General features: G+C 71.6%; 23 protein-coding genes. 21 read left to right on the top strand and 2 right to left on the bottom strand.

The genetic code is table 11. From position 1 onward, the window contains the following. The first annotated feature begins 79 nt into the window (after positions 1-79). Positions 80-1648: a signal recognition particle protein gene (gene ffh / locus OG299_RS12540; protein ID WP_266636366.1), complete on the top strand. Its 1569-nt coding sequence runs from the start codon at positions 80-82 to the stop codon at positions 1646-1648. A gap of 139 nt (positions 1649-1787) precedes the next feature. After that, positions 1788-3707, top strand: coding sequence for an ATP-dependent zinc metalloprotease FtsH (gene ftsH / locus OG299_RS12535; RefSeq protein ID WP_266636364.1), 1920 nt, complete (start codon positions 1788-1790; stop codon positions 3705-3707). A 43-nt stretch (positions 3708-3750) separates the two neighbouring features. Here ftsH and OG299_RS12530 read toward each other — a convergent pair whose 3' ends face one another. After that, complete coding sequence (locus tag OG299_RS12530; protein WP_327361537.1) at positions 3751-4428, bottom strand: SAM-dependent methyltransferase; 678 nt, start codon at positions 4426-4428, stop codon at positions 3751-3753. A gap of 131 nt (positions 4429-4559) precedes the next feature. Between OG299_RS12530 and proS the strand changes: the two genes are divergently transcribed. From proS to OG299_RS12440, 18 genes are all read left to right on the top strand, one after another. Then, positions 4560-5972, top strand: a complete 1413-nt coding sequence (gene proS / locus OG299_RS12525) for a proline--tRNA ligase (protein WP_030298457.1) — start codon at positions 4560-4562, stop codon at positions 5970-5972. Between the two features lie 217 nt (positions 5973-6189). Then, on the top strand, positions 6190-6789 hold the full coding sequence (locus tag OG299_RS12520) for a hypothetical protein (RefSeq protein ID WP_266636359.1): 600 nt from the start codon (positions 6190-6192) through the stop codon (positions 6787-6789). Between the two features lie 279 nt (positions 6790-7068). After that, a complete protein-coding gene (gene rpsP / locus OG299_RS12515) occupies positions 7069-7509 on the top strand; it encodes a 30S ribosomal protein S16 (RefSeq protein ID WP_266636357.1) in 441 nt (146 codons plus the stop codon). A 2-nt stretch (positions 7510-7511) separates the two neighbouring features. Then, positions 7512-7751: an RNA-binding protein gene (locus OG299_RS12510; RefSeq protein WP_030011889.1), complete on the top strand. Its 240-nt coding sequence runs from the start codon at positions 7512-7514 to the stop codon at positions 7749-7751. 96 nt (positions 7752-7847) lie between these two features. Beyond that, positions 7848-8411 (top strand): ribosome maturation factor RimM, encoded by a 564-nt coding sequence (gene rimM / locus OG299_RS12505; RefSeq protein WP_266636355.1) that lies wholly within the window; start codon positions 7848-7850, stop codon positions 8409-8411. Continuing rightward, positions 8411-9232: a tRNA (guanosine(37)-N1)-methyltransferase TrmD gene (trmD, locus tag OG299_RS12500; RefSeq protein WP_266636353.1), complete on the top strand. Its 822-nt coding sequence runs from the start codon at positions 8411-8413 to the stop codon at positions 9230-9232. Before rimM ends, trmD begins: the two co-directional genes overlap by 1 nt. A gap of 133 nt (positions 9233-9365) precedes the next feature. Continuing rightward, positions 9366-9716, top strand: coding sequence for a 50S ribosomal protein L19 (gene rplS / locus OG299_RS12495; protein ID WP_054226492.1), 351 nt, complete (start codon positions 9366-9368; stop codon positions 9714-9716). 44 nt (positions 9717-9760) lie between these two features. Continuing rightward, a complete protein-coding gene (gene lepB / locus OG299_RS12490) occupies positions 9761-10522 on the top strand; it encodes a signal peptidase I (protein WP_266636350.1) in 762 nt (253 codons plus the stop codon). A gap of 319 nt (positions 10523-10841) precedes the next feature. Then, entirely contained in the window at positions 10842-11543 is a 702-nt protein-coding gene (gene lepB, locus OG299_RS12485) for a signal peptidase I (protein ID WP_405700693.1), read from the top strand. Positions 11544-11647: 104 nt separating this feature from the next. Further along, positions 11648-12550 (top strand): signal peptidase I, encoded by a 903-nt coding sequence (lepB, locus tag OG299_RS12480; RefSeq protein ID WP_327361536.1) that lies wholly within the window; start codon positions 11648-11650, stop codon positions 12548-12550. 45 nt (positions 12551-12595) lie between these two features. Then, positions 12596-13426, top strand: a complete 831-nt coding sequence (lepB, locus tag OG299_RS12475) for a signal peptidase I (protein ID WP_266636346.1) — start codon at positions 12596-12598, stop codon at positions 13424-13426. Beyond that, the gene (locus OG299_RS12470; RefSeq protein ID WP_266636344.1) at positions 13416-13922 is read left to right on the top strand and encodes an NUDIX hydrolase; all 507 of its coding nucleotides are present in this window, start codon (positions 13416-13418) and stop codon (positions 13920-13922) included. Before lepB (OG299_RS12475) ends, OG299_RS12470 begins: the two co-directional genes overlap by 11 nt. Before the next feature lie 55 nt (positions 13923-13977). Further along, the gene (locus OG299_RS12465) at positions 13978-14286 is read left to right on the top strand and encodes a DUF2469 domain-containing protein (RefSeq protein ID WP_006139554.1); all 309 of its coding nucleotides are present in this window, start codon (positions 13978-13980) and stop codon (positions 14284-14286) included. Between the two features lie 109 nt (positions 14287-14395). Next, the gene (locus tag OG299_RS12460; RefSeq protein ID WP_053786130.1) at positions 14396-14767 is read left to right on the top strand and encodes a YraN family protein; all 372 of its coding nucleotides are present in this window, start codon (positions 14396-14398) and stop codon (positions 14765-14767) included. Then, on the top strand, positions 14767-16401 hold the full coding sequence (locus tag OG299_RS12455; RefSeq protein WP_327361535.1) for a YifB family Mg chelatase-like AAA ATPase: 1635 nt from the start codon (positions 14767-14769) through the stop codon (positions 16399-16401). Before OG299_RS12460 ends, OG299_RS12455 begins: the two co-directional genes overlap by 1 nt. Further along, positions 16398-17657 carry a DNA-processing protein DprA gene (dprA, locus tag OG299_RS12450; RefSeq protein WP_327361534.1) on the top strand — a complete coding sequence of 420 codons (1260 nt, stop codon included), beginning with the start codon at positions 16398-16400 and terminating at the stop codon, positions 17655-17657. Before OG299_RS12455 ends, dprA begins: the two co-directional genes overlap by 4 nt. 209 nt (positions 17658-17866) lie before the next feature. Beyond that, positions 17867-18703 (top strand): RNA polymerase sigma factor WhiG, encoded by an 837-nt coding sequence (whiG, locus tag OG299_RS12445; protein ID WP_266636337.1) that lies wholly within the window; start codon positions 17867-17869, stop codon positions 18701-18703. Between the two features lie 52 nt (positions 18704-18755). Next, positions 18756-19313: a TetR/AcrR family transcriptional regulator gene (locus OG299_RS12440; protein ID WP_266636444.1), complete on the top strand. Its 558-nt coding sequence runs from the start codon at positions 18756-18758 to the stop codon at positions 19311-19313. Between the two features lie 71 nt (positions 19314-19384). Here the strand turns inward: OG299_RS12440 and OG299_RS12435 are convergent, their stop codons facing one another. Then, a complete protein-coding gene (locus OG299_RS12435; protein WP_327361533.1) occupies positions 19385-19852 on the bottom strand; it encodes a M23 family metallopeptidase in 468 nt (155 codons plus the stop codon). Positions 19853-20102: 250 nt separating this feature from the next. Here OG299_RS12435 and rpsB point away from each other — a divergent pair, with 250 nt between their 5' ends. Further along, complete coding sequence (gene rpsB / locus OG299_RS12430; protein ID WP_327361532.1) at positions 20103-21017, top strand: 30S ribosomal protein S2; 915 nt, start codon at positions 20103-20105, stop codon at positions 21015-21017. The last annotated feature ends 75 nt before the right edge of the window (positions 21018-21092 follow it).

Below are 21092 nucleotides of genomic sequence, written 5' to 3'. Positions count from 1 at the left end.
GGCGGGTCCCCGGACAGGGGGAGGGCCCGATACCCTGGGGGGCGACCACACGCCCCCGACCCGAGGAATCGCGACCACCGTGTTCGATACGCTTTCCGACCGCCTCAGCGCGACCTTCAAGTCCCTCCGGGGCAAGGGCCGCCTCTCCGAGCAGGACATCGACGCTGCGGCGCGGGAAATCCGTATCGCCCTCCTCGAGGCCGACGTCGCCCTCCCCGTCGTCCGCTCCTTCATTGCGAACGTCAAGGAGCGCGCCCGTGGCGAAGAGGTCTCCAAGGCCCTGAACCCGGGCCAGCAGGTCCTCAAGATCGTCAACGACGAGCTCGTCTCGATCCTCGGCGGCGAGACCCGGCGGCTGCGCTTCGCCAAGACCGCGCCCACCGTGATCATGCTCGCCGGTCTCCAGGGTGCCGGTAAGACCACCCTCGCCGGAAAGCTCGGCCTCTGGCTCAAGGGCCAGGGCCACTCCCCGCTGCTCGTCGCCTGCGACCTCCAGCGCCCCAACGCCGTCAACCAGCTCAGCGTCGTCGCCGAGCGCGCCGGTGTCGCGGTCTACGCGCCCGCCCCCGGCAACGGCATCGGCGACCCGGTGCAGGTGGCCAAGGACTCCATCGAGTACGCCCGCACCAAGCAGTACGACATCGTCATCGTCGACACCGCCGGCCGCCTCGGCATCGACTCGGAGCTGATGCAGCAGGCCGCGGACATCCGCGACGCCGTCAGCCCCGACGAGATCCTCTTCGTCGTCGACGCCATGATCGGCCAGGACGCGGTCAACACCGCCGAGGCCTTCCGCGACGGCGTCGGCTTCGACGGCGTCGTGCTTTCCAAGCTCGACGGCGACGCCCGAGGCGGTGCCGCGCTCTCCATCGCGCACGTCACCGGCAAGCAGATCATGTTCGCCTCGAACGGCGAGAAGCTCGACGAGTTCGACGCGTTCCACCCCGACCGCATGGCGGGCCGGATCCTCGACATGGGTGACATGCTCACCCTCATCGAGCAGGCCGAGAAGACCTTCAGCCAGGCCGAGGCCGAGAAGATGGCGGCCAAGCTGGCGAAGGGGCCGAAGGAGTTCACGCTCGACGACTTCCTGGCCCAGATGGAGCAGGTCCGGAAGATGGGCTCCATCTCCAAGCTGCTCGGCATGCTCCCCGGCATGGGTCAGATCAAGGACCAGATCAACAACATCGACGAGCGCGACGTCGACCGCACCGCCGCGATCATCAAGTCGATGACCCCGGCCGAGCGCCACGACCCGCACATCATCAACGGCTCGCGCCGCGCCCGTATCGCCAAGGGCTCCGGTGTCGAGGTCAGCGCCGTGAAGAACCTCGTCGAGCGCTTCTTCGAGGCCCGCAAGATGATGTCCCGCATGGCCCAGGGCGGCGGGATGCCCGGCATGCCCGGCATCCCGGGCATGGGCGGCGGCCCCGGCCGGCAGAAGAAGCAGATCAAGCAGGCCAAGGGCAAGCGCAAGAGCGGCAACCCGATGAAGCGCAAGGAAGAGGAGGCGGCGGCAGCCGCCCGCCGCGAGCAGGGCCCGCAGACGGCCCCGCCCGCCACCGGCAGCCCGTTCGGCCTTCCCGCCGCGGGCCAGCCCGGCCAGGACTTCGACCTCCCGGACGAGTTCAAGAAGTTCATGAAGTAACGCGTGCGGTAAGCGCAGTCGCATCGGGAAGGGCCCCGGCCGGATCATCCGGCCGGGGCCCTTCCGCGTACGTTCTGCGGGCGCAATGGTGCGTTATATCCCTTATGGTCGGCCACGAGGACGGCAGTAAGGAGGCCACGTGCCCAGCCCCACCCCCGTACCGCCTCGCCAACGCGCCGACACGCCCTGGCGCTCCGAGGGCGCGCCGCCCACACCGCCGCCCAAGAGGAGGATGCCCGGGGGCTGGCGCGGGCTGATCCTCGCCGCCCTGATCGTCTTCCTGCTCACCAACGTGGTCCTGTCGTTCTTCAACGAGGGCGACGAGCCGACCGTCTCGTACACGGAGTTCAGCAAGCAGGTCGCCGACGGCAACGTCTCGAAGATCTACTCCAAGGGCGACGCCATCCAGGGCGAGCTGAAGAACAAACAGCCGCTGCCCGACGGCGGCAAGGGCGACTACACGAAGTTCGTCACCCAGCGCCCGGCCTTCGCCGACGACCAGCTGTGGGCCAACCTCACCCGACACAACGTCGTCGTCACGGCCTCCCCGGTCGTCGTGCAGCGCAGTTTCCTGGCCAACCTGCTGATCTCGCTGGCGCCGATGCTGCTGCTGGTCCTCCTGTGGGTGTTCATCGCCCGCCGCATGGGCTCGGCCATGGGCGGCGTCGGCGGGCTGGGCCGCAAGCAGCCGCCCAAACCCGTGGAGCTGGAGAGCGGCAGGCGCACGACGTTCGCCGACGTGGCCGGCATCGACGAGGTCAAGGGCGAGCTCCACGACGTCGTGGACTTCCTCAAGAACCCGCAGCAGTACCGGGCCCTGGGCGCCCGGATGCCCGGCGGGGTCCTGTTGGCCGGACCGCCCGGCACGGGCAAGACCCTGCTGGCGCGGGCGGTGGCGGGCGAGGCCGGGGTGCCGTTCTTCTCCGCCTCCGCCTCCGAATTCATCGAGATGATCGTCGGCGTGGGCGCCTCCCGGGTCCGCGAACTCTTCTCCGAGGCGCGCAAGGTGGCCCCCTCGATCGTCTTCATCGACGAGATCGACACCATCGGCCGGGCCCGTGGCGGCGGCGCCGCCATGGGCGGCCACGACGAGCGCGAACAGACCCTGAACCAGATCCTGACCGAGATGGACGGCTTCTCCGGCTCGGAGGGCGTGGTCGTCATCGCCGCCACCAACCGGCCCGACGTGCTGGACCCCGCGCTCACCCGCCCCGGCCGCTTCGACCGCACGGTGTCGGTCTCCCCGCCCGACCGGGCCGGCCGCGAGGCCATCCTGCGGATCCACACCCGGGACATCCCGCTGGCCGCCGATGTGGACCTCGACCAGGTGGCCCGCACCACCCCGGGCATGACGGGCGCGGACCTCGCCAACCTGGCCAACGAAGCCGCCCTCCTCGCGGTGAAGCGCAAGCAGGGCCAGGTCACCCAGGCGGACTTCATGGACGCCCTCGAGAAGGTCCAGCTGGGCGCGGCGCGTGCGCTGGTCATGCCCGAGGAGGAGCGCCGCCGTACGGCCTACCACGAGAGCGGCCACGCCCTGCTGGGCATGCTCCAGCCAGGCGCCGACCCGGTCCGCAAGATCACGATCGTGCCGCGCGGCCGGGCGCTCGGCGTCACCCTCTCCACTCCCGACGCGGACCGCTACTCCTACACGGAGGACTACCTCCGCGGCCGCATCATCGGCGCGCTGGGCGGCATGGCGGCCGAGCACGTCGTGTTCGACGTGATCACCACGGGCGCGGAGAACGACCTGGAACAGGTCACCAACCTCGCCCGCGGCATGGTCGGCCGCTGGGGCATGAGCGAACGCATCGGCCGCCTCACCGCGATCCCGGCGGACGCGCAGAGCCCGTACGGGCTCGTGGCGGCGCCCGCCACCCTGGACGCGGTGGACCACGAGATGCGGCGGATCGTCGACGAGTGCTACGTGGAGGCCTGCCGGCTGCTGCGCGAACACCGTCCGAAACTCGACGCCCTGACCGAAGCCCTGCTGGCGAACGAGACGCTGGACGAGCCGGCCGCCTACCGGGCCGCGGGCATCCCCCGCCTGTCGAAGTAGCGGTGCAGGCCCTGCGCGCCCGCGCCGCCGGACGCGGCCACGGCTACGGCACGCGGGCGATCACGTAACGGAAGATGTTCGGCAGCCAGACGGTGCCGTCCGCCCGTTCGTACGGGTGAAGGGCCTCCGTGAGCTCCTTCTCGACCTGCGCCGGATCCGAGGAGGACTCGTACAGCCCCGCCGACAGCAGCCCCCGTACCGCGCTGTCCACGTCCGCGTACCCGAAGGGGCAGAACACCCGGCCCGATCCGTCGGGCAAGAGCCCGGCCCGGGCCACCACCGCGTCCAGATCCTGCGGCGCGGGTCCGCCGCCCAGGACCGCGGGCACCGTGCACCGCTCCGCCGGGCCCCAGTCGGCCAGCACCACCGCCCCGCCCCGCCGGACCGCCGGCAGGGCCGCGGCCAGGGCCGGCCCGGACGGCGAGAAGGCCAGCAGCACGTCGTACGGCCGCGCGGCCGACGGCGGGGCCGGGACCACCTCCAGCAGCCGCTCACGCGCCAGTTCCCGCCGCGCCGGATCCGCCTCCACCCCCGTGGCGACGGCTCCCCGCCCCGCGGCCAGCAGCAGGGCCAGCCCGGACCCGCAGTCCAGGCCGAGCAGCCGGTCGCCCGGCCCGACCTCCAGCCGGTCGTAGACCGCCTCGTACAGCGGTACCAGCATCCGTTCCTGGATCTCCGCCCAGTCCCGGGCGACGAGCGTCGCCGTCGGCGTCGGTGTCATCGAAAGAGCGCTCCTGATTCCTTGTCGCCCCCTTGCCCCCGTTGCCAGAGAACTCCCCATTCGCCCCCGCGTCCAGAGGAGTGCGCCACCCGATTCACGCATCGAGTGCCCGGCGCCGTACCATTCGCGCCATGGCAAAGGCACCCGTTCTCACCCCCCAGGCGGAGGATTTCCCCCGCTGGTACCAGGATCTGATCAACAAGGCCGAGCTGGCCGACAACGGTCCGGTACGCGGCACCATGGTCATCCGGCCGTACGGCTACGGCCTGTGGGAGCGGATGCAGCAGGAGATGGACGCGCGCATCAAGGACGCGGGCGCCCAGAACGCGTACTTCCCGCTGTTCATCCCGCAGTCGTACCTGACGCGCGAGGCCGAGCACGTCGAGGGCTTCGCCCCCGAGCTCGCCGTCGTCACGCACGGCGGCGGCAAGGAGCTGGACGAGCCGGTCGTCGTCCGGCCCACCTCCGAGACGATCATCAACGACTACTTCTCCAAGTGGGTCCAGAGCTACCGCGACCTGCCCCTGCTGATCAACCAGTGGGCCAACGTCGTCCGCTGGGAGATGCGCCCGCGCGTGTTCCTCCGTACGAGTGAGTTCCTCTGGCAGGAGGGCCACACGGCCCACGCCACCTACGAGGACGCCCGCGACTACGCCGCCCGCATCCACACGGACGTCTACGGCGACTTCATGACGAACGTGCTCGGCATCGACGTCGTGCTCGGCCGCAAGACCGCCAAGGAGCGCTTCGCCGGCGCCATCAACACCCTCACCCTCGAGGGCATGATGGGCGACGGCAAGGCGCTGCAGCTGGGCACGAGCCACGAGCTCGGCACCAACTTCGCCAAGGCCTTCAACACGCAGTACCTGTCGAAGGAAGGCAAGCAGGAGCTCGTCTGGCAGACCTCGTGGGGCGTCTCGACCCGCATGGTCGGCGGTCTGATCATGTCCCACGGCGACGACAACGGCCTGCGTGTCCCGCCGCGCCTCGCGCACGTCCAGGTCGTCGTCATGGCGATCAAGGGTGACGAGGCCGTCGCGAAGGTCCGCGAGCTCGGCGCGCAGCTGAAGGCCGCCGGCCTCCGCGTGCAGGTCGACGACCGCGTCGACACCCCCTTCGGCCGCCGCGCCGTGGACTGGGAGCTCAAGGGCGTACCGGTCCGCATCGAGATCGGCCCCCGCGACCTGGAGGCCGGCACCGCGATGCTGGCCCGCCGGATCCCGGGCGGCAAGGAGCCCGTGCAGATCGACGCGCTCGCCGACCTGCTGCCCAAGGTGCTCGACGAGGACCAGGCGCAGCTGCTGCGCGAGTCCCGCGAGCGCCGCCTGGCCCGTACCTCCGACGTCTCCACCATCGAGGAGGCCGCCGAGGCCGCCGTCGCCGGCGGCTGGGCGCGGATCCCGTGGGCCGACCTCGGCCCCGAGGGCGAGGCCAAGCTGGGCGAGCAGGCCGTGTCCGTACGCTGCCTGATCGCCGAGGACGGGTCGGTTCCGGAGGCGGACGACGCCCCCGGTACGCTCGCCATCGTCGCGCGCTCGTACTGACCGCACCTGACTGACCACCGATCCGCCCCGGCGCACGGCACGAGCCGCGCGCCGGGGCGGGTTCGTGTCGGTCTGGTCGTCGTTACGTACCGACTCCTCCTGGGATCGGCGCACCCGTCCTCGTCGCGACGCATGAGACTGAACTGACTGGTACGTGCAAAAAATTTGGAATGGCCCGGAATCGGAACACCGGGGCACTCCGGCTCGTTGTCACGACGTGAGCACGACACCACCTGTTCTCGCCGCAGAGCTGGCGCAGGCGTGGGCCGACATTCAGCGGTACCACCCCGAGCTGCCTGACCTTGCCGCGCCCGAGTCCCTGATCGGAGAGTCCTCGTCCGCCTGCGGCGCCGAGCTCTCCTTCGAGCGACTGCTGCACGAGGCAGTCCACGGCATCGCCGCCGCCCGCGGAGTGCGCGACACCTCGCGGGCAGGCCGCTACCACAACCGCAGATTCCTCGCGATCGCCGAGGAGATGGGGCTGGACCACTCCGACGAGCCGCATGCCAGCAGCGGCTTCTCGCTGGTCTCGCTCAATCCCGAGGCGAAGAAGCGCTATCGGCCCACCATCGAGCGGCTTCAGCGCGCGCTGAAGGCGCACACGGCCGCGACGGCCGCCGACACCAAGCGCAGCTTCCGCGGGCCGGCCGCCCGGCACGGCTCCTCGGGTGGCGGTGTCCGCGTCAAGGCGGTCTGCGACTGCGGGCGCAACGTGCGGGTCGTCCCCTCCGTGCTGGCCCAGGCACCGATCGTGTGCGGTGGCTGCATGAAGCCGTTCCGGATCCCCGAGGTCGCCCTCTCGGCCGCCGCCTCCTGAGCCCGCGGCCCCACGGCCGTACGGGGGCGATGGGCGGGCGGGGTGCCTCCGCGGGCTTCCGCAGGGCGGGGGCGGCCCGGCGGTGCGCGTCCGCGTGCCCCTGATCGCCGCTCGCCGCGAGAAGCGCCGCAGGCATGTGGCACAATGGCTAGCTGTACTCGACAGTCGCATAGGACCCCTCTCTCCTCCGGCTGACGCGTCCATCGGGCACCCGAGTACCGCAACCCCACGTGGCATCTCATGTGCCCAACCACGTCAAGTTCAGGAGACACCACTCCAGTGGCAGTCAAGATCAAGCTCAAGCGCCTCGGCAAGATTCGCCAGCCGCACTACCGCATCGTCGTCGCCGACTCGCGCACCCGCCGCGATGGTCGTGCGATCGAGGAGATCGGTCTGTACCACCCGACGTACAACCCGTCGCGCATCGAGGTCAACGCCGAGCGTGCGCAGTACTGGCTGTCGGTCGGTGCCCAGCCCACCGAGGCTGTTCTCGCCATCCTGAAGCTGACCGGTGACTGGCAGGCGCACAAGGGCCTCCCGGCCCCCGCGCCGCTGCTGCAGCCGGAGACGAAGGAGAGCAAGCGTCGCTCCTTCGACGAGTTCGCCAAGGCCCTCGAGGGCATCGGCGAGACCAAGGGCGAGGCCATCACGCAGAAGGCGAAGAAGGCCGACAAGAAGGCGGACGAGGCTGAGGCCACCGCCGAGTCGACCGAGGCCTGAGCATGCTCGAGGAGGCTCTTGAGCACCTCGTAAAGGGCATTGTGGACAACCCCGACGAAGTGCAGGTCGCCTCGCGCAACCTGCGTCGCGGGCAGGTGCTCGAGGTCCGGGTTCACCCGGACGACCTCGGGAAGGTGATCGGCCGCAACGGCCGCACCGCGCGTGCCCTGCGTACCGTCGTGGGCGCCATCGGCGGCCGGGGGATCCGCGTCGACCTCGTCGACGTGGACCAGGTCCGCTGAGACTTGGTTCATTGAGAACGTGAATCACCGGCACGGGCCGGGGAGGGCATTCGTGCCCGCCCCGGCCCGTCGTCGTCTGAACAGGAGAAAACACAAGTGGAGCTGGTTGTCGCGCGGATCGGCCGCGCCCACGGGATCAAGGGTGAGGTCACCGTCGAGGTGCGGACCGACGAGCCGGAGCTGCGGCTCTCGCCCGGTGCCGTTCTGCGGACCGAACCGGCGTCGGCGGGTCCGCTGACCATCGAGACGGGCCGCGTGCACAGCGGGAGGCTGATGCTCCGCTTCGCCGGCGTCAAGGACCGCACGGGCGCCGAGGCGCTGCGCAACATCCTGCTGATCGCCGACGTCGACCCGGCGGAGCTCCCCGAGGAAGAAGACGAGTACTACGACCACCAGCTGATGGACCTGGACGTCGTGCTCGAGGACGGCACCGAGGTCGGCCGGATCACCGAGATCTCCCACCTGCCCTCGCAGGACCTCTTCATCGTCGAGCGCCCCGACGGCACCGAGGTGATGATCCCCTTCGTCGGGGAGATCGTCGCCGAGATCGACCTGGAGGAGCAGCGCTGTGTCATCACGCCGCCGCCCGGGCTGATCGACGACCGCGCCGAGATCGTCTCCGCGCGTGACAACGGGGCCGAGGCCGGGGAAGACGCCTGATGCGTCTCGACGTCGTCACGATCTTCCCCGAGTACCTGGAGCCGCTGAACGTCTCCCTCGTCGGCAAGGCGAGGGCCCGCGGGCAGCTCGACGTACACGTCCACGACCTGCGGGACTGGACGTACGACCGGCACAACACGGTCGACGACACCCCGTACGGCGGCGGTCCCGGCATGGTCATGAAGACCGAGCCGTGGGGCGAGGCCCTCGACGAGGCGCTGGCCGACGGATACGAGTCCGGTGCGCGGGGGCCGGTCATGGTCGTCCCCACGCCCAGCGGCCGTCCGTTCACCCAGGAACTGGCCGTCGAGCTCTCCGAGCGGCCCTGGCTGATCTTCACGCCGGCCCGGTACGAGGGCATCGACCGCCGGGTCATGGATGAGTACGCCACGCGGATGCCGGTCTACGAGGTCTCCATCGGCGACTACGTGCTGGCGGGCGGCGAGGCCGCCGTCCTGGTGGTCACCGAGGCCGTGGCCCGGCTGCTGCCCGGAGTGCTCGGCAACGCCGAATCGCACCGCGACGACTCCTTCGCGCCCGGCGAGATGGAGAACCTGCTGGAGGGGCCGGTCTACACGAAGCCCCCGCAGTGGCGCGGCCGGGGCATCCCCGACGTGCTGCTCAGCGGCCACCACGGGAAGATCGCCCGCTGGCGCCGGGACGAGGCGTTCCGCAGGACCGCGCAGAACCGCCCCGACCTGATCGAGCGCTGCGAGGCCTCCGCCTTCGACAAGAAGGACCGCGAGACGCTGAGCATCCTCGGCTGGCGCCCGGACGCCGACGGCCGATTTTGGCGCAGGCCGCAGGTCGTGGAAGAATAGGCGGCTGCTGTGTGCTCGCGTACGCCCCTGCCACAGGGGGACAGTCGTCCGCAGAGTGACCCGGCTCCCGAATTCTCTCCGGAAATCCGCACCGGCGGCCTGTGGCGTCGTGCGAAGAAAGCAGACGAAGAACATGTCTCACCTGCTCGATGGCGTCAACGCCGCCTCGATCCGCTCCGACGTCCCGGCCTTCCGCCCGGGTGACACGATCAACGTGCACGTCCGCGTCATCGAGGGCAGCCGCTCCCGTATCCAGCAGTTCAAGGGTGTTGTCATCCGTCGCCAGGGCTCTGGCGTCTCCGAGACCTTCACCGTTCGCAAGGTCTCCTTCAGCGTCGGCGTGGAGCGCACCTTCCCGGTGAACTCCCCGATCTTCGAGAAGATCGAGCTCGTCACCCGCGGTGACGTGCGTCGCGCCAAGCTGTACTTCCTCCGTGAGCTCCGCGGCAAGGCCGCGAAGATCAAGGAGAAGCGCGACCGCTGATCTCCTCTCCGGGTCCCCGGGGCGGCCGGATAGGCTCGCCACCGATGGACACCGAAGCAGAGCTCACACAGCGCGGCCACTCCTCCCCCGAAACGGGGGAGGGGCGGCCGCGTTTTGCGTTGTGGGGGCGCCGTGCGCGTCCCGGGTGGCGCGCGTTGCTGACCTGGCGGCGGGCCGGGGTGCTCGGCGTGCTCTGTACGACCTTCCTGCTGCTGATCAGCAATTTCGTCGTACAGCCGTTCTTGATCCCGAGCCGGTCGATGGAGCCGACGCTCCAGGTCGGGGACCGGGTGCTGGTGAACAAGCTGGCGTACCGATTCGGCAACCAGCCGGAGCGCGGGGACGTGGTGGTCTTCGACGGCACGGGATCCTTCGTACCGGAGCGCGCCGAGGGCAACCCGATCGGCGAGGCCCTGCACGGAGCGGCCTCCGCGCTCGGGATCGGCGAGCCGTCCGACACCGACTTCGTGAAGCGGGTGGTGGGCATCGGCGGGGACGACGTGGTGTGCTGTGACGCCGGCGGGCGGATCAAAGTGAACGGCGTCCCGCTGCAGGAGCCCTACCTGTATCCCGGCGACACGCCCTCGAGGGTGCCCTTCCGGATCGCCGTACCCCTTGGGACCCTATGGGTCATGGGTGATCATCGTTCCCAGTCCCGGGACTCCCGGGACCACCTGGGGGAACCGGGCGGGGGGATGGTGCCGGTGGAGAAGGTGATCGGACGGGCCGACTGGATCGGCTGGCCGGTCTCGCGCTGGGGATCGACACCTGCGGCGACACCGTCCTCCGGCGGCGGTCATGGGTAGCCGGGGGCGCCCCAGAGGCGGCCGGGCCCCGGAGCCGGAGCCGGATCCGGAGCCGGAGCCGAGGCGCGCACCCCAGCCCCCGCGCGCGCCCGAATTCTGGCGTGCGCCCGAGACCCCGGGCGGCCCTGTGCCGCGGCGGGACTCCCGGCCCGCTGCGGTCCCCGAGCCCGAGCCTGAGCCCGGGCCGGCGCGGGAACCCGGGTCCCGGCGAGGGGGCACGTCGCAACCCGTCGCGGCGGCCGGAGGCGGCAGCCGGGCCGAGCGGCGCCGGCTGGCCCGCCGGGTCCGGCGGCGCAGGCGTACCCGCCGGGTGGGCGAGGTGCCGCTGCTGATCATCGTGGCGCTGTGCATAGCGCTCGTCCTCAAGACCTTCCTCGTGCAGGCCTTCTTCATCCCGTCGGGGTCCATGGAGCAGACGATCCGGATCGGCGACCGGGTGCTGGTCGACAAGCTGACCCCGTGGTTCGGCTCCAAGATCGAGCGCGGCGACGTCGTCGTGTTCAAAGATCCCGGAGGCTGGCTCAAGGGCGAGGCCGCGCGCCCGGCCCCCGACCCGGTCGGCGTCAAACAGATCAAGGAGACGCTGACCTTCATCGGCCTGCTGCCCTCCGCCGACGAACAGGACCTGATCAAGCGGGTCATCGCCGTCGGCGGGGACACCGTCATGTGCTGCGACGCCAAGGGCCGCGTCACCGTCAACGGCGCGCCGCTCGACGAGCCGTACGTGAGCCCCGGCAACGCCCCGTCCGAAATCAGGTTCGAGGTGCAGGTGCCCCCGGGGCGGCTCTTCGTCATGGGCGACCACCGGGCGAACTCGGCCGACTCCCGCTTCCACCTCGACGAGGCCTTCGACGGCACCATCGACGAGGAGGGCGTCGTGGGGCAGGCCGTCGTCATCGCCTGGCCGTTCGATCACTGGCGCAAGCTCGAACAGCCCGCGACCTTCCGCTCGGTGCCCGATCCGGCACCGAGCGGGCGACGCGGCCGCCGCGGGCGCCGTCGTCGGCCGCCGTTCGCATAGTGTGTCCTCGGTCTCCCGCGCCTTAGGGAACTCCCGCTCGTTAAGGGAGGGGAGGGCCCGTGCCCGATTCGGCGCGGGCGGCGACTTGCGAGTGAGGAGTGGATGTGGGGGATGTGGCAGTAGGCGCGCGATCCGGACGCGACGAAGGCGAGGAGCGGCCGGACGAAGCCGAGCGCGAGGCCGAGGACGGTGGTGCCGAGGCGCGCCCGCACCGTTCGTTCTGGAAGGAGCTTCCGCTCCTCATCGGCATCGCCCTGCTGCTGGCCCTGCTGATCAAGACCTTCCTGGTGCAGGCGTTCTCGATCCCGTCCGACTCGATGCAGAACACGCTGCAGCGCGGCGACCGGGTGCTCGTGGACAAGCTGACCCCGTGGTTCGGCTCCGAGCCCGAGCGCGGCGAGGTCGTGGTCTTCCACGACCCCGCGAGCTGGCTGGCCGGGGAGCCCACCCCGGAGCCCAACTTCATGCAGACGATCCTCAGCAAGATCGGTCTGATGCCGGACGCGGCCGAGAAGGACCTGATCAAGCGGACCATCGCCATCGGCGGTGACACGGTCGAGTGCAAGAAGGGGGGACCGGTCGTCGTCAACGGCAAGGCGCTGGACGAGCCGTACATCTACCCCGGCAACACCCCGTGCGACGACGCTCCGTTCGGCCCGCTCACCGTGCCCAAGGGCAAGATCTGGGTGATGGGCGACCACCGGCAGAACTCGCAGGACTCCCGCTACCACATGCAGGACTCCACCCAGGGCTTCGTGCCGGTGAGCAAGGTCGTCGGGCGGGCCGTGGTGGTGGCGTGGCCGATCACCCGCTGGTCGACGCTGCCCATCCCGGACACGTTCGACCAGCCGGGCATCGGGAACCAGGCCAAGGCGACCGCGATGGGTCTGGGGGCCGCCGGACTGGCGCCGGTCGGGCTCGGTCCGGCCGCGCTGGGCCTCGTCGGCGCGGTTCCGGTTTTGATGTGGCGCAGGCGGAGGCTGACCAGCGGGACTACCGGCAGGTAGGGTGCCGCCCAGGTCGTCGATCCCGGAAGTGTGGGGGCGCTGCAAATGGGCGGAACGCAGGAAAGCGGTACCGAAGGAATACGTGGTGGCAAGGACGGCCGCGGCGGTCTCGGCAATGTGCTGTCGGGAGTCGCCGTGGCCGTCGGCTTTGTGCTCTTCCTGGGCGCCTTCGCATGGGGGGCGCTCGTCTACCAGCCGTACACGGTGCCGACCGACTCGATGATGCCGACGGTGAATCCCGGCGACCGGGTGCTCGCGCAGCGGATCGACGGCGGCGAGGTGCGGCGCGGCGACGTGGTCGTGTTCACCGATTCCACGTGGAGCGACTCGCCCATGGTCAAGCGGGTCGTCGGCATCGGCGGCGACACCGTGAAGTGCTGCGGTGCAGGCGGCCGGCTCACCGTGAACGGCAAGGAACTCGACGAGCCCTACATCGAGCACCCCAAGCCCGAGGCGGCAGACGCGGGGACGGGCACGGGCACGGGCGCGAGCACCGGCACGGGCACCGGCTTGGGCGTGGCCTCCGACACGCCGTTCGAGGTGACGGTGCCCGAGGGCAACCTCTTCCTGCTGGGCGACCGGCGGTCCGCCTCGCTCGACTCCCGCGCCCACCTCCAGGAGGCCGGCCAGGGCACCGTGGCCCGCTCGGCGGTCCACGCCCGGGTCGACGCCCTCGCCTGGCCCTCGATGGCGATGCTCGAGCGGCCCGGCACGTACGCCTCCCTGCCCGGCGGGACCTCGCAGCCGGGGCCGCTGCGCCTCCAGTTGGCCGCGGTGCTGGCCGGAGCCGCCCTGGTGGTGCTGGGAGCCGCGTACGGGCCCGTCGTACGGGTCCTGGGGCGCGGGCGGCGGCGGGAGGCGGCCGGTGCCCGCTGACGCGGCCGCCGGGCACGGCCCGCGCAAGGTGTCCCGGGTGATCCTGCTGGACCCCGCGGACCGGATCCTGCTGCTGCACGGCTTCGAGCCGGACGACCCGGCCGACCACTGGTGGTTCACCCCGGGCGGCGGGCTCGAGGGCGACGAGAGCCGGGAGCAGGCCGCGCTGCGGGAGCTCGCCGAGGAGACCGGGATCAGCGAGGTGGAACTGGGTCCGGTGCTGTGGCACCGGTACTGCTCCTTCCCGTTCGACGGGCGGCGCTGGGAGCAGGACGAGTGGTACTACCTGGCCCGGACCGCCCAGACGCGGACCGAGATGGGCGGGCTCACCGAGCTGGAGCGGCGCAGCGTCACCGGTGCCAGGTGGTGGACCTCCGAGGAACTTCTCGCGGCCCATGAGACGGTGTACCCGACCAGACTCGCCGAGCTGCTCCGTACGCTGCTCGACGACGGTCCTCCGGGTGCGCCGGTGGTCCTGCCCCCGGAAATCGTTTAGGGGCGCAGGGGCCTGGCGCACAATAGGGGGACGCACGGCTGAAGGGGAACATGCCATGAGCGCCGAGGACCTCGAGAAGTACGAGACCGAGATGGAGCTGAAGCTCTATCGCGAGTACCGCGACGTCGTCGGGCTGTTCAAGTACGTGATCGAGACGGAACGTCGGTTCTACCTCACGAACGACTACGAGATGCAGGTGCACTCGGTCCAGGGGGAGGTGTTCTTCGAGGTCACGATGGCCGACGCCTGGGTGTGGGACATGTACCGGCCTGCGCGTTTCGTCAAGCAGGTCCGGGTGCTGACCTTCAAGGACGTGAACATCGAGGAGCTCAACAAGAGCGACCTCGAACTGCCCGGCAGCTGATTCCCCTCACCCGGGAGGGTGACGGGGCCGTCCACAACGGCCGGGTTGTCCACCAAGATCCACAAGGTGGGCGGGGGCGCGGGATCGTCGGTGCCGGAGGTGGTGCCCGATGAACGCGAAGGGCGTGGCACAGCAGGCATTGGGGCGGTACGGCGAGGAGCTCGCGGCGCGGCGGCTGGCAGAGGCCGGGATGACCGTGATCGCGCGGAACTGGCGGTGCCGCAGCGGGGAGATCGACATCGTCGCGCGGGACGGGGACGCCCTTGTCGTGTGCGAGGTCAAGACCCGCCGGGCGGGTGAGTTCGAACATCCCATGGCCGCCGTCCGCCCCGGCAAGGCCGAGCGATTGCGCCGGCTCGCCGGCCGATGGCTCGCCGACCACGGCGGACCACCCCCGGGCGGGGTGCGCATCGACCTCGTGGGAGTCCTGCTGCCGCGGCGCGGTGCGCCCGTGGTGGAGCACGTCCGGGGGGTGGCGTGATGGGGTTCGCACGAGCCTGTTCGGTCGCCCTGGTGGGCGTCGACGGCGTGGTGGTGGAGGTCCAGGCCGACCTGGAGCCCGGGCTCGCCGCCTTCACCCTGGTGGGGCTGCCCGACAAGACCCTGGTGGAGAGCCGGGACCGGGTGCGGGCCGCCGTCGTGAACTCGGGGGCCGCATGGCCGCAGAAGAAGCTCACCGTCGGGCTCAGCCCGGCCTCCGTACCGAAATCCGGCGCCGGCTTCGACCTGGCTGTCGCGGCCGCGGTGCTGGGCGCCGCCGAGGTGGTCGACCCCGCTGTGATCGCCGACCTGGTGCTCATCGGGGAACTGGGGCTGGACGGCCGGGTACGGCCGGTGCGGGGCATCCTGCCGGCGGTCCTCGCCGCGGCGGATGCCGGGTACCGCAACGTGGTGGTTCCGCAGCAGTGCGCCGCCGAGGCCATGCTCGTCCCCGACGTCTGCGTGCTCGGTGTCCGCAGCCTGCGCCAGCTGATCGCCGTCCTCACCGACGGGGAGGTCCCCGAGGAGGAGGCGCCGGGTCCACAGGGCCGTCCGGATCCGATGCTGGCCGGACTGGTGGTCCCCGGCGCCGGGCTCGGCACCGGGATCTCCCGGCGCCGGCCCGGGGAGGGCGAGGTCCCGGACTTCCCTGACCTCTCCGACGTCGCCGGGCAGCACGGCGCCCGCCGGGCCCTGGAAGTGGCGGCCTCCGGGGGCCACCACCTCTTCCTCAGCGGGCCCCCGGGAGCCGGCAAGACGATGCTGGCCGAGCGGATCCCCTGGATCCTGCCTCCGCTCTCCCGGCAGGACTCTCTGGAGGTCACGGCCGTCCACTCGGTCGCCGGGATCCTGCCGCCCGGCGAACCGCTGGTCGCCCGGCCCCCGTACTGCGCGCCCCACCATTCGGCGACCATGCAGTCCTTGGTCGGCGGTGGAGCGGGGGTGCCCCGGCCGGGGGCCGTCTCCCTGGCCCACCGGGGCGTGCTCTTCCTGGACGAGGCCGCCGAGTTCAGCACCAAGGCGTTGGACGCACTGCGCCAGCCCCTCGAATCGGGGCACGTGGTCATCGCCCGGGCCGCCGGGGTGGTGCGGCTCCCGGCCGGATTCCTGATGGTGCTCGCGGCGAACCCCTGCCCGTGCGGGCGGCACACCCTGCACGGCGCCGGCTGCGAATGCCCGGCATCCGTGATCCGGCGCTACCAGGCGCGGCTGTCCGGGCCCCTGCTGGACCGGGTGGACCTGCGGGTGGAGGTCGAGCCGGTAACCCGCTCCGACCTGCTGGGGCGCGGCGGCCGCGGGGAGGCCACGGCGGCCGTCGCCGACCGGGTGCGCGAGGCCAGGGACCGCGCCGCGGCCCGGCTCGCCGACACGCCGTGGCGGCTCAACGCCGAGGTGCCGGGGCACGAGCTGCGCACGCGATGGCAGCCGGCCTCCGGGGCGCTGGCACAGGCCGAGCGGGATCTGGAGCGCGGGTTGCTCACCGCCCGCGGGCTGGACCGGGTGCTCCGGGTCGCCTGGACCGTGGCCGACCTGCGGGGCAGGGACCGCCCGGAGGCGCCGGACGTGGCCGTCGCCCTGGAACTGCGGACCGGCATCGCCCGCGGCGCAGCCCTGGCCATGGGAGCCGGATCATGAGCCCCGCCGCCGGGCCCGAGGGGGCGGCCGCAGCCGATTCCGAGCCGGCCGCGGAGCTGGGATCACCCGCCGGGTCCGGGACGGCCGACGGGGCCGATCCGGAGCTGTTGGCGCGGGCCGCGCTGACGCGGGTGCTGGAGCCCGGCGACGAGCACGGCGGGCGGTGGCTGCGCGAACACGGCGCCGTCGGGCTGATACGGCTGCTGACCGGCCCGGCCGCCGCGGCGGCGGCCCTGGCCGGGGTGCGGGAGCAGCGGCTCGCCGGATACCGCAGACGGGCGGCGCTCGCCGACCCGCGGCGGGACCTGGCGACCGCCGCCCGCAGCGGCGGCCGGTTCATCTGCCCCGGCTCGGCGCAGTGGCCGACCCAGCTGGACGACCTCGGCGACGCCCGGCCCGTCGGGCTCTGGCTGCGGGGCCGACCGGATCTGCGGACCTGGGCGCTGCGCTCCGTCGCCGTGGTCGGGGCCCGGGCCTGCACCCCGTACGGCGCGCACATGGCCCAGACCCTGGCCGCCGGGCTCGCCGAGCGGGGCTGGGTGGTGGTCTCCGGGGCGGCGTACGGGGTCGACGCCGCCGCCCACCGCGGGGCCCTCGCCTCGGGCGGCGCCACGGCCGCGGTGCTCGCCTGCGGGGTGGACATCGCCTACCCCCGCGGCCATGCCGGGCTGCTCGGCCGGATCGCCGACCAGGGGCTGGTGCTGGGCGAGCTGCCGCCCGGCAGCCATCCGACCCCCAGCCGGTTCGTGCTGCGCAACCGGGTCGTCGCCGCCCTCACCCGGGGCACCGTCGTGGTCGAGGCGGCCCACCGCAGCGGCTCCCTGGTCACGGCCCGGCGGGCCCAGCAGCTCGGGCGGTTCACCATGGGCATCCCCGGACCGGCCACCAGCGGGCTCTCGGGCGGAGTGCACGAACTGCTGCGCGGCGAGGCCGTGCTCGTCACCGACGCCGCGGAAGTCGTCGAGCTGGTCGGCGGCATGGGCGAACTGGCTCCCGAGCGGCGCGGCCCGGTGCTCGCCCGGGACCTGCTGGACCGGGACACCGCCCGTGTGCTCGAAGCACTACCGGCCGGGCGGCTCGTGCACGCCGGCGAAGTGGCCCTCGCCGCGGGCACCGGCACCGATGAAGTCATCGGCAGACTGTACGAACTTCACTCTCTGGGGTTCGTCGAACGGCAGGGCGAGGGCTGGCAGTTGACCACACAATCACCTGAAGGAGGCACACAAACCGGTGGCGCCCGGCGAGGCGGTCGTTGACCTGGGGTGTTCCGGTGAAAGAGTGAAGCCGATGAGAGACGCGGTCTTCCCGGTGGCAGCCGCCGGGACCGAGCGCCAGGCGCCGGTCCCGGGTCTCCCGCGCGAGTCACGACGCCCCGGTGCCCCTGCGCGATCCCGTACTCTTCGCGCACCGCGACACTTCCGTCACGCTACGCTCCCAAGGAATCCGGCTCCGGCAAAGGCGAAGCATGCCCCAGCACACCTCAGGGTCTGACCGCGCTGCGGTGCCCCCCGCTGCCCGCGGCAGCGTGCGGACCACCGCGCCCTCTTCCCTCGAGGTGCTGTGGCGCTCGTACAAGGAGAGCGGTGACGAGCGGCTGCGGGAGCAGCTGATCCTCCACTACTCGCCCCTGGTGAAGTACGTGGCCGGCCGCGTCAGCGTGGGCCTGCCGCCCAATGTGGAACAGGCCGACTTCGTCTCCTCCGGGGTCTTCGGACTGATCGACGCCATCGAGAAGTTCGACATCGACCGGTCCATCAAGTTCGAGACGTACGCGATCACCCGGATCCGGGGCGCGATGATCGACGAGCTGCGGGCGCTGGACTGGATCCCGCGCTCGGTCCGGCAGAAGGCGCGGGCCGTGGAGCGGGCCTACGCCACGCTCGAGGCCCAGCTGCGCCGCACCCCGACCGAGCACGAGGTCGCCGGCGAGATGGGCATCGCCGTCGAGGAACTCCACACCGTGTTCAGCCAGTTGTCGCTCGCCAACGTGGTCGCCCTGGAGGAGCTGCTGCACGTCGGCGGCGAGGGCGGCGACCGCCTCTCGCTGATGGACACCCTGGAGGACACCGCCGCCGACAACCCGGTCGAGGTGGCCGAGGACCGCGAGCTGCGCAGGCTCCTGGCCCGGGCCATCAACACCCTGCCGGAGCGGGAGAAGACCGTGGTGACGCTGTACTACTACGAGGGCCTCACGCTGGCCGAGATCGGCAACGTACTGGGCGTCACGGAGAGCCGGGTCAGCCAGATCCACACCAAGTCGGTGCTCCAATTGCGGGCCAAGCTGGCGGATGTCGGCCGGTGAGCTTGCGGCACCTCCGTAGAGTGGATGCGTGCCCAGGATTCGAGCGGCCTCCGTGGCCGAGCACCGGTCGATGCAGCGCGGCGCCCTGCTGGACGCTGCGCGCTCCCTGTTGTCCGAAGGCGGGACGGAAGCGCTGACCTTCCCCGCCCTGGCGGAGCGCACCGGCCTCGCCCGGTCCTCTGTGTACGAGTACTTCCGCTCCCGCGCGGCCGTGGTCGAAGAGCTGTGCGCCGTGGACTTCCCCGTCTGGGCCGCCGAGATCGAGGCGGCGATGGAGCAGGCGCAGTCTGCGGAGGCGAAGGTCGAGGCCTACGTACGGAGCCAGCTCGGGCTGGTCGGGGACCGGCGGCACCGGGCGGTGGTGGCGATCTCGGCCAGTGAGCTGGACGCGGGGGCGCGGGAGAAGATCCGTGCCGCGCACGGGGGGCTCGTGGCGATGATCGTGGAGGCGCTCGGTGCCCTCGGGCACGAGCAGCCCCGGCTCGCCGCGATGCTGCTCCAGGGCGTGGTCGATGCCGCGGTCCGGCGCATCGAGCTCGGCGCCGCGGAGGATCCCGGTGTGGTGACGGAGGCGGCCGTGGCCATGGCCCTGCGGGGCGTGCAGGGCTGATGTCCCTGGGGCTCCCCTGGGGGTCCGCCCCCAGACCTCCCCCAGCCACCGCCGGGGGCACCCCCAGCGCCTCAAAACGCCGGCGGGGCCGAGTCCGGCAGAAGTCTTGGTGTCGGATGCGGGAGGAGGGTCAGGGGGTTCAGGTAGGTGGTGCCTGACAGGAGGCCCCAGTGGAGGCAGGGCCTCCCGCAGTGCGTGCCCTCCGTGAGGACGGCGACCACCTGGCCCGCCGTGACCTCCTCTCCCTCCGCGACCAGCGGCCGCACCGGTTCGTACGTGGTGCGCAGACCGCCCGGGAGGGTGAGGGAGAGGACCCCGCGTCCGGCCACCAGGCCCGCGTAGTGCACCCGCCCCGGCCCGACCGCGCGGAGCTCCGCGCCCACCGGGGCGGCCAGGTCCACCCCGCGGTGCCCCGCCGCGTACGGGGTCGGGGGCGGGTCCCACCAGCGCGCCACCACCAAGGGGGGCGGCAGCGGCCGGGCCCCCGGTACGAGCGCCTGGGCCAGGGTCAGCAGCAGCGTGAGCAGCAGTGTCGTCATGCCGTCCAGGTTGCCGCCGGTGCGCGCAGCGTGACGGCGCCTGTGGACGGACGGCCGGGTGTGGACAACGGCGTCACCTGGCATACCGCCCGGTCCCGTACACTTCTTACGGCGATCCGGGTCACCGGGTCGACTTCGCACGCCCCAGCACCAGCCGCTCAGGCCGGGTGAATGCGTCTCTCGGTCCCCTGTTCGGGGGCAGGACGCGGTGGGGCGTCAGGAACCAAACCGAGAAACCAAGGAGATGGCCATGGCCGTCGTTACGATGCGGGAGCTGCTGGAAAGCGGCGTCCACTTCGGTCACCAGACCCGTCGCTGGAACCCGAAGATGAAGCGCTTCATCTTCACCGAGCGCAACGGCATCTACATCATCGACCTGCTCCAGTCGCTGTCGTACATCGACCGCGCCTACGAGTTCGTCAAGGAGACCGTTGCCCACGGCGGCTCCATCATGTTCGTCGGTACCAAGAAGCAGGCCCAGGAGGCCATCGCCGAGCAGGCGACGCGCGTTGGTATGCCGTACGTCAACCAGCGCTGGCTGGGTGGCATGCTCACCAACTTCTCCACCGTCTACAAGCGCCTTCAGCGTCTGAAGGAGCTTGAGGCGATCGACTTCGAGGACGTCGCCGCCTCGGGTCTCACCAAGAAGGAGCTCCTGGTCCTCTCCCGCGAGAAGATCAAGCTGGAGAAGACCCTCGGTGGTATCCGCGAGATGTCGAAGGTTCCCAGCGCCGTCTGGATCGTCGACACCAAGAAGGAGCACATCGCCGTCGGTGAGGCGCGCAAGCTCCACATCCCGGTCGTCGCGATCCTCGACACCAACTGCGACCCCGACGAGGTCGACTACAAGATCCCGGGCAACGACGACGCGATCCGTTCCGTCACCCTGCTCACCCGCGTGATCGCCGACGCCGTCGCCGAGGGCCTCATCGCCCGCTCCGGCGCTGCGACCGGTGACTCCAAGCCGGGCGAGAAGGCCGCCGCCGAGCCGCTCGCCGAGTGGGAGCGCGACCTGCTCGAGGGTGAGAAGAAGGCCGACGACGCCGAGGCCGCTCCGGCCGAGGCCGCTGTCGAGGCCCCGGCTGTCGAGGCCGAGGCCCCCGCCGCCGAGGCCCCCGCCGCCGAGGCTGTCGAGGCTCCGGCCGCCGACGCCGAGCAGGCCTGACCCACTGAGAGCGCCCGGCGTTCACGCGCCGGGCACTCACAGCACGGACGATGACGGCGGGGGAGCCGCGCCAAA

It is taken from the genome of Streptomyces sp. NBC_01296, assembly GCF_035984415.1.
GTDB lineage: Bacteria > Actinomycetota > Actinomycetes > Streptomycetales > Streptomycetaceae > Streptomyces.
The sequence above is the reverse complement of the archived record's forward strand: the minus strand, read 5'-3'. Positions and strand labels throughout refer to the sequence as shown.

What these genes read in the sequence shown, in the direction of transcription:
- OG299_RS12435 (WP_327361533.1), bottom strand. Translation starts at nt 19,852, where the DNA reads ATGACGACACTGCTGCTCACGCTGCTGCTGACCCTGGCCCAGGCGCTC.
- trmD (WP_266636353.1), top strand. Translation starts at nt 8,411, where the DNA reads ATGCGTCTCGACGTCGTCACGATCTTCCCCGAGTACCTGGAGCCGCTG.
- rplS (WP_054226492.1), top strand. Translation starts at nt 9,366, where the DNA reads ATGTCTCACCTGCTCGATGGCGTCAACGCCGCCTCGATCCGCTCCGAC.
- lepB (WP_266636346.1), top strand. Translation starts at nt 12,596, where the DNA reads ATGGGCGGAACGCAGGAAAGCGGTACCGAAGGAATACGTGGTGGCAAG.
- lepB (WP_266636350.1), top strand. Translation starts at nt 9,761, where the DNA reads ATGGACACCGAAGCAGAGCTCACACAGCGCGGCCACTCCTCCCCCGAA.
- OG299_RS12465 (WP_006139554.1), top strand. Translation starts at nt 13,978, where the DNA reads ATGAGCGCCGAGGACCTCGAGAAGTACGAGACCGAGATGGAGCTGAAG.
- OG299_RS12460 (WP_053786130.1), top strand. Translation starts at nt 14,396, where the DNA reads ATGAACGCGAAGGGCGTGGCACAGCAGGCATTGGGGCGGTACGGCGAG.
- rpsB (WP_327361532.1), top strand. Translation starts at nt 20,103, where the DNA reads ATGGCCGTCGTTACGATGCGGGAGCTGCTGGAAAGCGGCGTCCACTTC.
- whiG (WP_266636337.1), top strand. Translation starts at nt 17,867, where the DNA reads ATGCCCCAGCACACCTCAGGGTCTGACCGCGCTGCGGTGCCCCCCGCT.
- OG299_RS12455 (WP_327361535.1), top strand. Translation starts at nt 14,767, where the DNA reads ATGGGGTTCGCACGAGCCTGTTCGGTCGCCCTGGTGGGCGTCGACGGC.
- dprA (WP_327361534.1), top strand. Translation starts at nt 16,398, where the DNA reads ATGAGCCCCGCCGCCGGGCCCGAGGGGGCGGCCGCAGCCGATTCCGAG.
- OG299_RS12530 (WP_327361537.1), bottom strand. Translation starts at nt 4,428, where the DNA reads ATGACACCGACGCCGACGGCGACGCTCGTCGCCCGGGACTGGGCGGAG.
- proS (WP_030298457.1), top strand. Translation starts at nt 4,560, where the DNA reads ATGGCAAAGGCACCCGTTCTCACCCCCCAGGCGGAGGATTTCCCCCGC.
- OG299_RS12510 (WP_030011889.1), top strand. Translation starts at nt 7,512, where the DNA reads ATGCTCGAGGAGGCTCTTGAGCACCTCGTAAAGGGCATTGTGGACAAC.